Here is a 15,275-nt window from a genome sequence, read left to right as displayed (position 1 = left end):
AAGCCCGGCTGGCAAGATGCGGCAGGCACGGGCAGCCCGGCAGGCCTGTCCCGCAACCTGAGGGCCACGACTGAGGCGGGCCTTGCGGCCGCAGGCGCATGTCGGGTGCGGCCCGAAAAAAACGGGTGCGGAAGTTTACCTGGCAAACTTCCGCACCCGTAGAGCAACACTCAGATACGACTGCGCCTTATTTCAGCAAACGCCGTACAATCTCCTGCCCGGCCTTGCGGCCTGCGCCCATGGCGAGGATGACGGTGGCCGCTCCGGTGACGATGTCGCCCCCGGCAAAGACGTTGGGAATGGACGTTTCGCCCGTTTCTTCATTGACCTCGATGTAGCCCCACTTGTTCTGCTTGAGCTTGGGGGTGGCGTCCAGAAGAATGGGGTTGGAGCGTGTGCCCAGCGCCACGATGGCAAGGTCCGTGGGCAGGTCGAACACTTCGCCCTCAATGGCCACGGGGCGGCGGCGGCCCGAGGCGTCGGGCTCGCCAAGCTCCATTTTTTGCAGGGTGACGGAGGTAAGGCGCATTTCATCGTTGCCGTTGAAGCGTACCGGGGCCGAAAGCATGGCGAACTGCACGCCCTCTTCCTCGGCGTGTTCCAGTTCTTCAAGACGGGCGGGCATTTCAGCCCTGGTGCGGCGGTAGACGATGTGTACGCTTTCAGCCCCCATGCGCAGGGCGGTGCGGGCCGCGTCCATGGCCACGTTGCCGGCGCCGAAGACAGTGACGTTCCTGCCGGGAAAAGCCGGGGTGTCCTGCTGCGGAAAGTCGTAGGCCCGGCCAAGGTTCACGCGGGTAAGGTACTCGTTGGCCGAAAACACGCCCACCAGGTTTTCGCCGGGAACGCCCAAAAACATTGGCAGACCCGCGCCCACGCCGATAAAGACGGCATGGTGGGTTTCAAGCAGTTCGTCCACCTCGACGGTGCGGCCGCCAACGGAGTTGAGGTGAAAATCCACGCCAGCCAGACGCAGGCCGTCAATTTCGGTGGCGACCACGTTCTTGGGCAGACGGAAGGCGGGGATGCCGTAAATGAGCACGCCGCCGGGCTCGTGCAGGGCTTCATACACGTCGACCTTGATGCCCGCCGCGGCGCAGACGCCCGCACAGGTGAGGGAAGACGGGCCGGAGCCGATGCAGGCAACCTTGAGGTCGCCACGCGGCAGGGCGCAGGAATTGGTGCCAGTGACCTGCTCGCAGGCCGAGGTGGCGATATAGGTGTCGGCCACAAAGCGCTCAAGGCGGCCGATGGCCACTGGCTGGCCCTTGGCCCTCAGAACGCACTTGCCCTCGCACTGGTGTTCCTGCGGGCAGACGCGGCCGCATACCGCCGGCAGGCTGTTGGTGCTTTTGATGATGCGGTAGGCGGCGTCCATGTTGCCAACCGCCGTTTCGCGGATAAAGTCGCGGATGGGCACTTCAACCGGGCAGCCGCTGACGCAGAGGGGCTTTTTACACTGGAGGCAGCGCTGGGCCTCTTCGATGGCCATTTCCCTGGTGTACCCCAGGGCCACTTCGTCAAAATTCGTGCGCCGCACCTCGGCGGGCTGGCAGGGCATATCCACCCTGGGGGCTACGGGCTTTTTGGGGGTCTTAGTTTCCATGAGCAGTCCTCTGATAGTCGTCGATGGAGACCTTTTCCTGTTCGCGATAGGCGGCCAGGCGGCGGCGCAGTTCGGGGAAGTCCACTTCGTGCCCGTCAAATTCGGGGCCATCCACACAGGCGAACTTGGTTTTGCCGCCCACGCTGACGCGGCACGCGCCGCACATGCCGATGCCGTCAACCATGATGGGGTTGAGGCTGACCGTGGTCTTGACGCCAAAGGGGCGCGTGGTTTCGGCCACGGCCGCCATCATGGGTACAGGGCCCACGGCCACGACTTCAAAGACGCTCTTGTCTTTTTCGAGCCTGTCGCGCAGAAGGTCCGTCACAAGCCCCTTGTGCCCGTAACTGCCGTCATCGGTGGAGATGAGCAGCTCGTTGACAAAGGATTTCAGCTCGTTTTCAAAAAGCAGCAGATCCTTGCTGCGCGCGCCGATGACGCCCACGACCTTGTTGCCCATGCGGGCATGGCCCTTGGCGATGTGGTGCATGGCGGCAATGCCCGTACCGCCGCCCACGCAGATGACGGTGCCTTTCTTTTCAATATGGGTGGGGTGGCCCAGAGGGCCGCAGACATCAAGGATGTCGTCGCCTACATTGAGAGCTTCAAGCAGGGCCGTACTTTTGCCCATGACCAGATACACAATGGTGATGGTGCCGTTTTCGGCGTCAGTATCAGCAATGGTAAGGGGGATGCGCTCCCCGGTGGGGGTCATGCGCAGCATGACAAAATGGCCGGGTTTGCCCTTGCGGGCGATTTCCGGCGCATCAAGCACCAGCTTGCTGGTTTTGCCCGGGATCAGGCTTTCCTTCTGCAGTATACGCGTTGGCATAGGCTCTCCTCTTCTGGCTTGATGTGGTATGGTATCTGTGATCACTACCCCTTGCAAGGGCAACCCGCGCAAGGGGAGTACATAACTCTTTAAGTATGCACGCCTTTATGCAGAGCGGCGAAATTTTCCAGAAATATGGTCTTATCGCTAAAGGTTTTTAATCGGTACTCCGATAAGGCTAGTGATGAGTGGGGAAGGGGAGACCGCATGTTCACACAACATGGCGAACCAGCCCCCCAGACGCAGGGAAGCAGTGATCCATTCAGGGAGGAATGGTCATGTCGCAACGCATCAATGACGCATTCCTGTCGGAAAACGGACCGCAGGACAGATCCGCGACTTATTATGAGGAGCATGATCTTGCCCTGATACAACGGTACCTTGCCGTACTGGAAGAAAACAAAAAGGCCTGCCGTTCGGATATCACCGATGCGGATCTGGCAATGGACATGGCGGGATTTGTGCGGCGCAAGCTGCAAAATTCCGCGCAGAGGCCCCTGGCGTCACCCGCACTGCTGGCTTTGGCCCTGGTGCAGCGGACGCCTGAAGGACCCCAACAGTAAACCGGCGTTGCCTGTCCTTGTGGGCGGGCCGTCGTGGAACCAGAAAAAACGCAACCTGGGCAGGCGGCCTCATGCCGCGATGCCCCTGTTAAACGAAAAGCATCACTTTTCCGTGACATGAATGGGTGCGTGGCCGGTTCGCAGTTCATGTATAATTCTCCACTCATGTGAAGGGGAGGGCCGTGGGGGCCCTCCCCTTTTTTTATCGCTTGAAAAATTTTTTAATCAACTTGTGCTGATTTTTTATTTGTGTCAAACTATCGTTATGATGAATTTGAATATTGACATTACAAAGAAGCAAAGGAATGAGATCGAACGCATCGTAACCAACTGGACAAATTATCTTGAAAGTGTTCCGCCGACTTCCGATGCGGTTCGGGTGCACAGATGTTTTGGATCCAATAGTTCCATAGTGCGAAAAGATGATTTTAACAAAAAATTAAGAACGGTTGTTGATGAAATGCGGGTGTGGCTCGAGGCTACAGCCCCCGCAGCACATAAGACAAGCCGTCGCCCCGGGAGCTGGGGTAAAGCGTACCAGGCCAAGAGCCCGGTTTAGCGAACCTCACCTTGAAATAGCCTTGGCGGCTGTATGCGCGGACGCCATTGTGAAGGCGCAAGCACTGGTTATGAACGCAGTTGCGCATCAAAGCGGGCGTGTCATAAACTTTGGGAATATATACTCGCAAGGGTAATCAACACCAGGAGCCATGCGGCATGTCAGGGTAACCTGTTCTGGTTTGCTCATACGGTGGCCATACTTGCCACCACGAAAGAGGGCTGTGACGGCCCTCTTTTTTTACTCCGTCTCCTGCCGAGACATGGCAGGCCGCCCGGATCAGCATCACGCGACACTCCACAGCATGAATTTTTTACCGCCCGTGCTGGTGCATGTATCCTTTGAAAAAGGGTACATGCACCAGCGCTGTACGAGAATGCAGCGCGCCGCAGCGGGGCGTGGATTCTGCCGAAAATACGATTTTCGGCAGAATCACGACTTTCAACTGTAAGGCATTTCAAAGTTACCCTGATCTAGGGATAGAAGCCGGTGGGATTTTCCCCCAGGTTGATCATGATGTTCTTTTGCTGTGTATAGTGCTCAAGCATGATCTTGTGGGTTTCACGCCCGATGCCCGATTCCTTGTATCCGCCAAAGGGAGCGCCCGCCGGGATGCTGTTGTAGCAGTTTACCCACATGCGGCCAGTTTCAATGGCGCGGCTTACGCGGATGGCACGGTTTATGTCGCGCGTCCACACTGCGCCGCCAAGGCCAAAGACGCTGTCATTGGCCATGCTGACCACTTCTTCTTCAGTCTTGAATTTGATGATGACGGCCACGGGGCCGAAAATTTCATCCTGGGCCACGCGCATGTTATTGGTGACATTGCCGAGCAGGGTAGGCCGCATAAAGCAGCCCTTGGCCAGTTCGCCCTCGGTAATGCGTTCACCGCCGCAGAGCACTGTGGCCCCCGCGCCTTTGGCCTGCTCGATGCAGAGCAGTATGGCCTTGAGGTGGGCCTCATATATCTGCGACCCCATCTGGGTTTTTGCTTCCCAGGGCAGGCCAACCTCTATGCGGTTGAAGCGTTCAACGGCTTCGGCCACGAACTTGTCATAAATGTCTTCATGCACAAAAACGCGCGATCCGGCGCAGCATACCTGCCCCTGATTGAACAGGATGCCCAGTTGCAGGCCGTCCATGGCCAGATCCCACTGGCAGTCAGGAAAGAAGATATTGGCCGACTTGCCGCCCAGTTCAAGGGTGGAGGGGATAAGACGCTTGGCGGCGGCCAGGCCCACACTGCGGCCTACGTCCGTGGAGCCGGTGAAGGCCAGTTTGCTGAAGCCGGGGTGCTCCAGAATGTATTGGCCGGATCGTGAACCGCGCCCGGTCACAACATTGAAGACGCCCTTGGGCAGCACATCGGCTATAAGACGCGCCAGTTCCAGCACGGAAAGGGAGGTGTGGTTCGAGGGCTTGAACACGGTGCAGCAGCCGGCTGCCAGCACCGGAGCCAGTTTCCAGGCTGCCATGAGGAAGGGGAAGTTCCAGGGCACGATCTGCCCCACAACGCCGATGGGCTCACGCAGAACCAGGGAGAGCGTGTTTCCGTCAAGCATGGTGGCAGAACCTTCGTCAGTACGCACCACGCTCGCAAAGTAGCGGAAGTGGTCAGCGGCGAAGGGGATGTCGACATTCATCGTCTCGCGTATGGGCTTGCCGTTGTCCAGCGTTTCCACCATGGCGAGATGTTCTTTGTTGGCGTCAATAATATCAGCAATTTTCAAAAGCAGGTTGGCGCGCACGATGGGATCGGTTTTTTTCCAGCTTTGCCATGCGCGGGTCGCGGCTTTGACGGCGGCGTCCACATCTTCCTTGGTGGCTTCGGCGCAGGTTGCAAGGCGCTCGCCATTGGCCGGGCAGAAGGTGTCGTAGGTCGCGCCGTCCGAGGCGTCTTTCCATTGGCCGTCAATGAAGAGGGAATATTTGTCCTGCAAGTGTGGTTTTTTCATGACGCATCCTTTGGTTGAGGGTTACTCTGCATGATCATTGCTCTTTTATTCTAGTATCAGAATTCAGTCTCTCGTCTGTTATAGGGTTGTGGAGCAGAAAAATAAAAAAACACAATATAATTGTGAAAAAAAGATCAAACAAGCAATGCAGTGTTCGGAAATGATACAGTCCGAACACGTCACCATGTGTAGCGAAAGAAAACGCCAAAAGAGAAAAATCGGCAACAGTGTCACGCTCTGCATGATTATCAGGATAATTTCCGAATGATTTGCCTGAGATTCAGGTCAGATGGATGTATGATTATGGCATCGGAGCCATCTGCTCTGTAATTTGTCCTATCCAGGCGGACTTTTTCAAAAAGCGCAGCGTATGGCGCGAGGCGCGCGGGGCGTCGGGGAGCGTTGGGGAGCGATATGCCGGGGTGCTGTGAGGCGGCGATGTTACGGGCGGGTTCACTCTGCAACTGTATGGACGGCTGTGTGAACAGGGCCTCGCTTTAGAGCATTTTCACTTTGAAATTGCTCTGGCGACTGCGTGAGCAGGCGCCCGCAGCGAAGGCGTAAGCGCAGCTTCAGCCGTTGCCCGCAGGGCTTACGGATGAAGACAGCACCGCTATTTATTTGCGCTGTTAAGCGCCGAAGTATGCGTGTCTTAAACTTTGAGAATGTCCATTCTCAAAGTTAATCTGGTCTAGATATATCTGGGGGAGACGCGGCGGCACATCTTGGGGCGGGCACTTTTGGGATGCTTCACAGTGCGCGAACCGACTCTGGAGCCGCCAGATTTTTGCGGCGGCGTGCTGTCGGGAAGACGCTGTCTCTGCCTCCCGCTTCAAATCATAAAAAACTTCGTGACGTGCTGAAATACACTAAGAGTTTTAGGGAGAGGGGGCGTGGGGGAGGTGACCCTTTTGCAAAAGGGTCCCTCCACCACAAAGTATTTCAAAGCCCGAAGCCCTAGTCTTGACCGGACTGCCTGTAGCCGTGGCTGAAGTCGGCGGCATACAGGAGCGAGGCGGTGTCTGCGGCGTTTTGTCCCGGCAGCACCAGAAAAACCGTCTGCCGCACAAGGCCGTGCTCGTGTACGCAGTGGACCAGGGTTCCGGCAGTGGCCCAGATGAGGCGCTGGTCGGGCCAGCCCACGCGGTAGGCGCATAAAACGGGGGTGTCCGGCGGGGTGTGGGCCAGCAGCTCTGCTTGCAGATTCTCGCAGGCCCCGGCTGAAAGATAAATGGCCATGGACGTGCCGTGGGCCGCCAGCAGGTGCAGGGCCTCGCGCTCCGGCACAGGGGTGCGGCCTTCCATGCGGGTGATGATGAGGCTCTGGGTCACTTCCGGCACGGTAAACGTCACGCCTGCGGCGGCGGCCGCCGCACAGGCCGCGGTAACGCCGGGAATCACACGCCAGGGGATGCCGTCCTGATCCAGCAGGCGGGCCTGTTCACGCAGCGCGCCGTACAGGGAAGGGTCGCCCGTGTGTACGCGCGCCACCGGGCCGCCCGCCAGAGCCGTGCGGCGCACAAGGTCATGACATTGCGCAAGCGTCAGGGGGGCGGAGTCCACCACGGGGACGCCGGGGGCCGCACAGGCCACCACGTCCGGCGGAACCAGCGAGCCTGCATAGAGCACAAGGCTGGCCTCTTCAATGGCTTTACGGCCTTTGAGGGTCAGCAGTTCCGGGTCGCCGGGGCCTGCCCCCACAAAACTGACAAGACCGGGGGCTGCGTCTCCGGCCTGGGAGGGGCCATTCGCGCCCGATGGGGTGGAGGCGTTCAGGTTGCCGGTCGAAGGTGTTTCCGTGTTGCCGCTATTCATGTTCACGCTTCTGCGCCACGCCGTCGGGGGCGGGTTTTTGGGCTGTAAGCAAAAATACGGGATTCATGGCCGCCAGGTGCACATCGCCGCCCAATTCCCTGCCTTCGGACGCCTGAATCTGGCAGATTTCCACAGGCCAGCCCAGACGCTCGAAAAAGTTGCGGCACAGACAGAGGGTGTCCAGCAGAACGCAGCTTGCCACAACGCGCCCGCCTGCGGGCAGGCGCAGGCAGACGTGCCCAAGGATATCTTCACCGTCTTCGCCCGAAAGACCGCCGCCAATGAAAACCCGGTGAGGATCGGGCAGGGTGGGCAGGCATTCGGGCGCTTCGCCCAGGCGTACGTCCAGAATGGCCACGCCGAAACGACGGCGGTTTTCCTGAATGCTCATGGCCCGCCCCACGGAGCGCTCCACCGCGATGACGCGTCCTTCATGGGCCAGGACTGCTGCTTCGAGGGCTACCGCCCCGGAGCCTGCGCCCACATCCCAGACCACATGGTGCGGCTCGATCCGCAACAGGGCCAGAGCGGCGGCCCGCACGGGTTTTTTGCTTATAAGCCCCCTGTCCACGGCAAGTTCGTGCGCCTCGAGGCCGAGCCGTGCGCGGCGCGGCGTGTCGGCGGGCACAAGAACAAGCGTGCAGGCAGGGCCAAATGTGGTGCTGGCGGCCTGCGCCATGTCCAGGTTGTGGCAGATTTCATCCGGTGCGCCCATGCGTTCAAAAACGTGGGCGCGGAACCAGTCGACGCCACGGTCAAGAAGGTGGCGCGTGAGAAAGTCCGGAGTCATGCGCGCGTCTGTGAGCACGCAGAGCGGCGCGTTTTTGCCCGCCGCCGCATTGAGGGGGCCGAGGTCGTCACGCCCGTGCAGGGAAAGGCAGATGACCTTGTGCCAGGGCAGGGCCAGCCGGGCGCAGGCCTGCTGCAAGGAACTGACGGCAGGCATGAGGCGTACGGCGTCCTGTCCGAGAAGGCGCACCAGGGTGGCCCCGATGCCGAAAAGCAGCGGATCGCCGTCGGCCAGCATGACAACGCGCTCGCCTGAGGCGCGCATCTGGCTCAGCCTGGTGAGCACGGGCTGCAGTGGGGTGCTCAGGGGCAGCAGGCGCGCCTTGAGCATATGGGGGCCCGCGTTGTCTTCATAGGCATCAAGCGCAGAGGCCGGGACTGGGGCGTGCGCGCTGTCGGCGTCGGCCTGATCAGCAGAACTTTTTTCCTCGGTTGCGCCGGTCAGTTCGCGTAAAAGATGACGCCCGCCGCAAATGACGTCCGCCTCTTGCAGCAAGGCGCGCTGCGCGGCCGTGAGCTCCAGCAGGCCACGCGGACGGGCGCAGTCAAGGCCGAGAACCGTGATGGGCGAAGGCTCCGCCGTGGTGGGCTCAAAAATGAAAAAAGATTGCAGAATCTCGGACATGGGCGGCCAGTCGTCCGTCTGGGATTCCGCAGGTGGCTCTTCCGCTGGCAGCGGGGCGGACTTGCGCGGTTTTTTGGCCGGGCGCGCTGGCGAAGCCGCTTCTGACGGATGGGCGGCAGCGCGGGGGCCACTGTTTAGGGCGATTTTTTCGGCTCCGCGGGCAGGGGAGGCGTCAGCTGCGCGGGCAGGGGCGGCCTCAACGGGGATTTCCGATGCTGCGGGCGGCGGCGGAAGGGTGGAGATTTCCTGCAAATCCGGGGAGGGCGACGCGGCCGGCCCCTCCTGAGGATCGGGGGCGGCTGCGGGCGTGCTGACGGAACGTGGGGCCGCGTCCGAACCGGAATCGGGAAGCGACGACGCGGCGGCCTTTAGTGGGACGGCCTCCAATGGGGCGGCATCGGGCGTAAGGGCTTCGGGTGATGCGGCCTTCGGTGGTGCGACCTCCGGCGCGACGGTCGGGACGCCGGGCGACACGGCCCTGGCCGCGCCGGGCGTGGCTTGGGGTTTGGAGTCGGCCCTGCGCTCGCTTGCGCTTTCGGGTCCGCTCGGTGCGGGCACGGCGATGCCGGGCAGTGCAGCCTGATTTTTCATAATGCCAGTAATTCCCTGCCGTCGGTGTGAAAAAGATGCAGACGCACATGGCGGCCTGCGAAATTCGCCGCCACGGCGGCGGCCTTTTCGCCTGCGAGGGCGATGACGTCGTTTCCGGCCTTGTCTTGCAGGAGCAGCTCCAGAGCGTGGGCCGCGGTGACGCAGTGGCGTACCTGATCCGCGCAGGACGCGCCGCACTGGCGGCACAGGCGCGCGAGATCCTCCATGTCCAGGTCCGCGTGGCGGGCATGCGTATAGGCATGCCCCTGAGCGAGTTTGACCAGCTTGCCGAAAAAACAACCCCATATGAGATTGTCAAAGGGCATGGCGCCGGCAGCCTTGAGGGAAAATGCCGCAAAGTCCGCCACCTGAATAAAACTTCTTTGCGGCATATGCGGATATTTGTCCATAAGCAGACGCTCGGAGCGTCGCCCCGTGGTCAGCCCCATGTCCCGGCAGCCTGTGGCCGCAGCCACGGCCAGCCCCTGTTCAATGGTGGCCTTCCATGCCTGATGGCTGTACGGACGCACTGTTCCCTGCGTGCCAAGGATGGAAATGCCGCCCACAATGCCCAGGCGCGGGTTAAATGTTTGCCGGGCCAGACGTTCCCCTTCAGGAACGCTGACAATGACCCTCAGGGGAGGGCACGGGCCTGCGCCGAACACGAGCGCGCCATGGCGCATGGCAAAGGCTATCTGCTGGCGCGGCGTGGGGTTCACGGCAGCTTCGCCAACGGGAATGGGAAGCCCGGGCAGGGTGACGCGCCCAACGCCCGGTCCGCCCTCAATGCTGACGGCGGGGGCCTCTGCGGCATCCGTTCCCGTGGCGGCATCGGCAACGCCGGTTTGTCCGGCCATGGCGGAATTTTCAACTACCGTGGCTGTGATAAGCGCGCCGGACGTGGCGTCTGGGTCATCGCCGCCGTCCTTGCGTATGGAGGCGTGGGCCACGCGAAGGGCACCATTGTGCCCCTCTGCCCCGACGGCACGGCCGCAAGAGCCTCCCACACCAAAAAGCGGCGCAAACTCCGGCCATGCGGCCAGCTCCGGGGCCGGGCCATGGCCGCAGGCGGCCACTTCGAGCCGCAGCCAGCCTCTTGGCGTGGGGGGAGCCCCATGTTCAGAGTTCTTGCCACCTGAGTCATCCGCTGCGGCGTCCGTCGGGCCAAAAGAACCGGAAAGGCCGGAACTGAAAGGGGGCAGCGGCACATCCACATGGCTTGGCGCGCGTCCGGCACGCAAGAGGTGCAGTGCGGCCAGCGCCGCGCCCGTTGCTGCCGAGCCGGTGGTAAAGCCTTCGCGCAGTCTGGCGGCCATGATCAGTCGGCCGCGTCGGGCAGCCAGACCTGCCCTCTGGCCACCAGAGACACTGGCCCGTCCACTCCGGCCATGGGCTCACCGCCCTCGGAAAAAAGGCGCACGTCAAGGGGGGAGCCGCTGGGCTGCATGATGGTAAAGCTTTTGCCCCCGGCAGTCTGCGAACGGCTCAGGGCCAGGGCCAGCGCTCCGGAACCGCAGGCGCTCTCAAGATAGTCGCTGCGCGTGTCGCGCACGTGCACCAGGGGCAGCATGTCCATCTGGCCCTGAAGCGTCCTCCACCATATGACGCCGACGGCCGCCTCCTGCTTAAGGTCGTAGCGCTCGCGCAACAGGGCCGCCGCGGCGTAACAGTCTTCGGGCTGACTGTGGATGTGCCCGTCGAGCAGAAGGTGGCTGATGCCGGGCAGGCGCACCAGATGTATGCCCTCGGCCACGCGCTGTATGGTGATGTCGGGCAGTTGCAAAATGGCTTCCACGCGCCAGTAGGGCGCGTACCCGCGTACCCGAAGCTGCACGGGGCTCTGCCAGCCGGAAACGCCGATTGTATAGCACTGTTGCAATGCGGAGCCGCCAGTGGCGGCGGGCAGAGGGGCTTTATCCGGCTTGGCGGGCTGGGCGCCGCTTTCATATGCCCGGGCCGTGTCCTCAGTCCGCTGGCGACAGTCGTCGGCGCAGGCCAGCAGCGCACCCACGGCCCGACTGGCGTTGATGCAGAACTCGCCCCCGGCCATACGCAGGCTGCGGGCCTCAAAATTTACAAAACCGGCCTGCTCGCCGCCCAGGCAGGATTCGGTCAGGGCCTGTCTGGCCAGACGGCACTGCAAGGCGGGAGCGAGCCCGTTTGACGGAAACAGAAGTGTGGTGTTGCCGCCTGGGCTCCATTTGGAAAAAGGCAGGGTAGGCATAGAGATATTTTCCTTTAATTCTTCTTCAAAGTATGCCCCAGCCTCGGCATGCTGTCCAGCAGCGGGGTGCGCAATGGCCTTTCCTATGGCGCGCGACACTGCAAAAAACCTTGGGTCATCGCAAGCAACAGGCGGTTATCAGAGAATATTTCCTATTTAAAACTTGCGGTTTTTCATAAAGGCGGTTATGCCTAAGACAGTTGCCGTCTCCAAAGGCCAAGCCTGGAGTGAGCCGGCAACGTGGCGGGCACACCGCGATTTACTGTTGGTTGACGGTAATTCGACGAACTTATCAACGTTTGGGAGGCAGTATGAAATCGTTTCGTCTTCTTGTTCTGGCCGCTGCTCTGGTTTTGAGCTACGCTGTGGCCGCCGCGGCCGCACCGGCCTGCACCAAGAAAATTGACAGCTTTGACTTCGTTGTGGACTATTCTGGCTCCATGATGATGAAGAATGCTCAACTGAAACAGGATAAAATCATTGTGGCTAAAAGCGTGTTGCAGCGCGTCAACGCCGCTATTCCTGCTTTGAACTATAATGGCGGCCTGCACACCATTTCGCCCAACGGCGTTATCGTCGCCCAGGGTCCTTGGGACCGCGCCACCATGGCCGCCGGCATCAACAAGCTGCGCTCCGGGTTTGACATCTTTGGCCGCATGACCCGCATGGGCACCGGCCTGCAGGCGTATGAGCCCTTCCTGTCCAGCATGAAGCGCGACGCCGCCGTTATCCTCGTGACCGACGGCGACAACAACCGTGGCGCCGATCTGGTGGAAGTTGCCCGTCAGCTGTACGCCAGCCAGCGCAACCTGGTCATCCACATCATCTCCTTCGCCGACACCAAGAACGGTGAAGAAACCATCAAAAAGGTCGCCGCTCTGAACCCCGCCACCATCGTGGTGCGTGGTGAAGAACTGGCCACCAGCGACGCCGCCGTTGAGCGCTTCGTTCTGTCAGTGTTCTGCCAGGATGAAGACGTGATCGTGCTGCGTGGCGTGCACTTCGCTTTCAACTCCTATGCTCTTGACAGCAAGGCCATGGGCATCCTGAACGAAGCCGCCGGTCTCATCAAGGCCAGCCCCAACAAGCGCGTCGTGCTTGCTGGCTGGACTGACTGGATCGGTTCTGACGCTTACAACATGAAGCTTTCACAGGAACGCGCCAACAGCGTGAAGAACTACCTCGTGAAGCAGGGCATCCCCGCCAGCCGCATGACCGCCATCGGCCGTGGCAAGTCCTTCAAGTACAACAACGAAACCGCTGAAGGTCGCGCCATGAACCGGCGCACCGAAATCTCCTTCGAATAATCGAAGGGCGGATTCCACTGGAATAATATGCAAAAAGCCGGGTGGCCCTATGCCGCCCGGCTTTAATGTGTGAGGTGCTATGCGCAAACAAACATTTCTGGCTCTTTTGCTGACTTTTGGTCTGACCGCGGGCGGTTGCGCCTGGTTCGGCGGCGATTCTTCTTCTACGGAAGCGGCGGTAACGCCCGCCCAGCCCGCAGAAACTGCGGAACCCGCCCCCGCGCCTGAAGCTCCGGCTCCCGGCAAGGCTGGCAAAAAAGTTGACAAGAAAGCCGCCGCCAGTGCGGAAAAGAAGCAACCCGTGGTCAAGGGCGCTAAAACTGAAGCTCAGATAGCAGCCGAACTGGACTCCGTGGGCCGCAAGCTGGTCGCTCAGGCCGGCAGAACAGTGGTTCCCTCCAAGTCCAAAAAGGACGTGCAACAGGTCGGAAAGGACTTTGTGGCAAGCTATGTTGAAGTGGACGAAAGTAGCATCTCCACAGAACTGCGCCCCGGCGCGTCAGGCCAGTACGTTGGCTTTGTGCGTTACAAGGAAAACGTTTTTGAATGTCGTGGCGCTACCCGTCAGGCTGCGATGACGGCGGCCTGCCAGCAGGTCAAGGCCCGCAGGATCAACGAACTGATCAGGTATGACGGAAAAAGCTGGCAGTTCTAGGGAAACGCTGATTTGTTCCGTTTGGCGGCGTTGCTTCACTTTTTTTGAAACAGTCGAGGACGGAAGAGTCCACTCCTGCCTCAAAAAAAGATCGCGCCTTGCCGAACGAAACAACTGCGCGTTTCCAAGAGGCTCTTTAATCAGCGCTTCCTTAGAGCAATTTCACTTTGAACTTGCTCTGGCGGCTGCGTGAGCAGACGCCCGCTGTGGAGGCGCAGCCCTTGCCGGCGCGCCCATACGAGCGGATACGCCTCATACGAGATGTTACGCGTCGCAGCGGGCGTGTTACTGGTTGGGAATGCGTATTCTCAATAAAAGTTGTTCTGGCGCACGTGTCCTTCATCATGCACTGGCATCATACACTGGCAACAGGCACTGGCAACAGATACAGGTTTTTTCAGCGGGGCTTCGGCCCCGCTTTTTTTGTGGGCAGCCTCTCGGTGGGCCTGCGCACAAGGCGCACGACATGACCTGGCAGAGGTCCGGCAGGGACACTGGCAGACGATCGGGTAAAGCAGTGCAGGGATATACGCGGGTGTGGTCCGTCAGGCTGCGCCGTCAGCGGGCTGCCCCATCAGCGGCAATGACCTGTGGGGGCAGGTTTTCCACAATCCAGTCCACGCATTGCTGCGGATTTTTACAGGTGGCTTCGCAGCACAGGGTCGCGTAGCGGGTATACAGTTCCTGGCGTTCCAGAAAAATGTCGCGGAGGGTCTGCCCGGGCCCAATTGCCAGGCCCCGTTGCGGATTGCGGGCTATGCGCTCCTCAACAATTATGAGGGGAACGTCCAGATGCACCAGTGGGCCCAGGGAGGCGAGGTGACGCATGGCCTTTTCCCGGTAGACCACGCTGCCGCCGGTGGCGATGACAGTGCGGTGGGCCTTTATGGAACTGATGACGCTGGCTTCCACATCAAGAAAGGCGTCCTTGCCAAGGGCGTCGGTTACGTCTTGCAGACGCGCCGCGTAGATGGCTTCAATAAGATGGTCGCTGTCCATAAAGGCCCAGTTCAGACGTCTGGCCAGGGCCTCGCCGATGGTGGACTTGCCCGCTCCGGCCATTCCGATAAGGATGATGCACGGTGAAGGCCTGGCCGGAGCCGAGATCGATGCGGGGCCAGAGCGGTCAGGGGTGGCGTCTGCAGAAGAGGGCACGGACATTATTGCTCCTTGGCCGATGAAAAGGATGCCTGAAATGTGCCCAAGGGGAACGCCGCTGTCAAGGCGCTGCAATGCCACTGGCGCTGCACCTTGCACGGATTGACCCTGATGATGCGTATTGGTAAAGGCCGCGGCATGCCAGTTGCGGCGCGTGCGTTCCGCATGGAGGCGTGCGGCTGTCGCTTTGGGCGCAGACTGGCCGCAGCAGGCCGCCATGGCAAGCCCGGCCGAGAGGGCGTCGGTGCGGGCGCAGGGTACCTGCACCAGATCAGAGTAACTTTAAAATATTTTATATTTCAAAGTGTTCCTTCATCTCAAAAATGCGATTTCCGGCCGAATCCATGCCACGCAGCGCTAACGTTGATAGCCTTTGCGATGGCGTGATGACTGGAAGACTCTGTGTCTGGAAGACTCTGTCTTTGGCCCTCCTAAAAATCACAACACACTTTATAGTCTACATAAAGTACAATAAGAGTTTTAGGGGGTGGGAGCGTGGGAGAGGAGCCCCTTTTGCAAAAGGGGCTCCTCCCCCACAAAGCATCTCAATGTCCCCCTAGAGCAGATTAACTTTGACAATATACATTTTCAAAGTT

Annotated in this window: 11 protein-coding genes; 3 read left to right on the top strand and 8 right to left on the bottom strand. The window is 60.4% G+C overall.

The features are described 5' to 3' along the window. Window positions 1-187 precede the first annotated feature (187 nt). Together gltA and ACZ5DH_RS10590 are read right to left on the bottom strand one after the other, a co-directional pair. The gene (gltA, locus tag ACZ5DH_RS10595; RefSeq protein WP_464254252.1) at window positions 188-1,606 is read right to left on the bottom strand and encodes an NADPH-dependent glutamate synthase; all 1,419 of its coding nucleotides are present in this window, start codon (window positions 1,604-1,606) and stop codon (window positions 188-190) included. Beyond that, window positions 1,596-2,438, bottom strand: a complete 843-nt coding sequence (locus ACZ5DH_RS10590; protein WP_464254251.1) for a sulfide/dihydroorotate dehydrogenase-like FAD/NAD-binding protein — start codon at window positions 2,436-2,438, stop codon at window positions 1,596-1,598. Before ACZ5DH_RS10590 ends, gltA begins: the two co-directional genes overlap by 11 nt. A 278-nt stretch (window positions 2,439-2,716) precedes the next feature. Between ACZ5DH_RS10590 and ACZ5DH_RS10585 the strand changes: the two genes are divergently transcribed. After that, window positions 2,717-3,001 (top strand): hypothetical protein, encoded by a 285-nt coding sequence (locus ACZ5DH_RS10585; RefSeq protein WP_464254250.1) that lies wholly within the window; start codon window positions 2,717-2,719, stop codon window positions 2,999-3,001. Between the two features lie 1,032 nt (window positions 3,002-4,033). Here the strand turns inward: ACZ5DH_RS10585 and ACZ5DH_RS10580 are convergent. The 5 genes from ACZ5DH_RS10580 to ACZ5DH_RS10560 all read right to left on the bottom strand — a co-directional run bounded on the left by ACZ5DH_RS10580 (window position 4,034) and on the right by ACZ5DH_RS10560 (window position 11,559). Beyond that, a complete protein-coding gene (locus ACZ5DH_RS10580; protein ID WP_464254249.1) occupies window positions 4,034-5,515 on the bottom strand; it encodes an aldehyde dehydrogenase family protein in 1,482 nt (493 codons plus the stop codon). Between the two features lie 957 nt (window positions 5,516-6,472). Next, window positions 6,473-7,330, bottom strand: coding sequence for a precorrin-4 C(11)-methyltransferase (cobM, locus tag ACZ5DH_RS10575; RefSeq protein ID WP_464254248.1), 858 nt, complete (start codon window positions 7,328-7,330; stop codon window positions 6,473-6,475). After that, window positions 7,323-9,335, bottom strand: a complete 2,013-nt coding sequence (gene cbiE / locus ACZ5DH_RS10570; RefSeq protein ID WP_464254247.1) for a precorrin-6y C5,15-methyltransferase (decarboxylating) subunit CbiE — start codon at window positions 9,333-9,335, stop codon at window positions 7,323-7,325. The genes cobM and cbiE overlap by 8 nt, the downstream gene beginning before the upstream one ends. Then, window positions 9,332-10,651, bottom strand: a complete 1,320-nt coding sequence (cbiD, locus tag ACZ5DH_RS10565; RefSeq protein ID WP_464254246.1) for a cobalt-precorrin-5B (C(1))-methyltransferase CbiD — start codon at window positions 10,649-10,651, stop codon at window positions 9,332-9,334. Before cbiD ends, cbiE begins: the two co-directional genes overlap by 4 nt. Window positions 10,652-10,653: 2 nt before the next feature. Continuing rightward, entirely contained in the window at window positions 10,654-11,559 is a 906-nt protein-coding gene (locus ACZ5DH_RS10560) for a hypothetical protein (RefSeq protein ID WP_464254245.1), read from the bottom strand. A gap of 311 nt (window positions 11,560-11,870) precedes the next feature. Between ACZ5DH_RS10560 and ACZ5DH_RS10555 the strand changes: the two genes are divergently transcribed. Beyond that, window positions 11,871-12,866 carry an OmpA family protein gene (locus ACZ5DH_RS10555; protein ID WP_464254244.1) on the top strand — a complete coding sequence of 332 codons (996 nt, stop codon included), beginning with the start codon at window positions 11,871-11,873 and terminating at the stop codon, window positions 12,864-12,866. 79 nt (window positions 12,867-12,945) lie between these two features. Continuing rightward, complete coding sequence (locus ACZ5DH_RS10550) at window positions 12,946-13,521, top strand: translation initiation factor 2 (RefSeq protein WP_464254243.1); 576 nt, start codon at window positions 12,946-12,948, stop codon at window positions 13,519-13,521. A gap of 558 nt (window positions 13,522-14,079) precedes the next feature. Here ACZ5DH_RS10550 and thrB read toward each other — a convergent pair. After that, on the bottom strand, window positions 14,080-14,682 hold the full coding sequence (thrB, locus tag ACZ5DH_RS10545; RefSeq protein WP_464254242.1) for a homoserine kinase: 603 nt from the start codon (window positions 14,680-14,682) through the stop codon (window positions 14,080-14,082). Between the last annotated feature and the right edge of the window lie 593 nt (window positions 14,683-15,275).

This window comes from Desulfovibrio simplex, from assembly GCF_055387835.1.
Note: the sequence above shows the minus strand (reverse complement) of the source record. Positions and strands in the feature narration are given on the sequence as shown.

Coding starts and splice junctions, on each gene's coding strand:
- gltA (WP_464254252.1), bottom strand. CDS start 1,606: ATGGAAACTAAGACCCCCAAAAAGCCCGTAGCCCCCAGGGTGGATATG.
- ACZ5DH_RS10590 (WP_464254251.1), bottom strand. CDS start 2,438: ATGCCAACGCGTATACTGCAGAAGGAAAGCCTGATCCCGGGCAAAACC.
- ACZ5DH_RS10585 (WP_464254250.1), top strand. CDS start 2,717: ATGTCGCAACGCATCAATGACGCATTCCTGTCGGAAAACGGACCGCAG.
- ACZ5DH_RS10580 (WP_464254249.1), bottom strand. CDS start 5,515: ATGAAAAAACCACACTTGCAGGACAAATATTCCCTCTTCATTGACGGC.
- cobM (WP_464254248.1), bottom strand. CDS start 7,330: ATGAATAGCGGCAACACGGAAACACCTTCGACCGGCAACCTGAACGCC.
- cbiE (WP_464254247.1), bottom strand. CDS start 9,335: ATGAAAAATCAGGCTGCACTGCCCGGCATCGCCGTGCCCGCACCGAGC.
- cbiD (WP_464254246.1), bottom strand. CDS start 10,651: ATGGCCGCCAGACTGCGCGAAGGCTTTACCACCGGCTCGGCAGCAACG.
- ACZ5DH_RS10560 (WP_464254245.1), bottom strand. CDS start 11,559: ATGCCTACCCTGCCTTTTTCCAAATGGAGCCCAGGCGGCAACACCACA.
- ACZ5DH_RS10555 (WP_464254244.1), top strand. CDS start 11,871: ATGAAATCGTTTCGTCTTCTTGTTCTGGCCGCTGCTCTGGTTTTGAGC.
- ACZ5DH_RS10550 (WP_464254243.1), top strand. CDS start 12,946: ATGCGCAAACAAACATTTCTGGCTCTTTTGCTGACTTTTGGTCTGACC.
- thrB (WP_464254242.1), bottom strand. CDS start 14,682: ATGTCCGTGCCCTCTTCTGCAGACGCCACCCCTGACCGCTCTGGCCCC.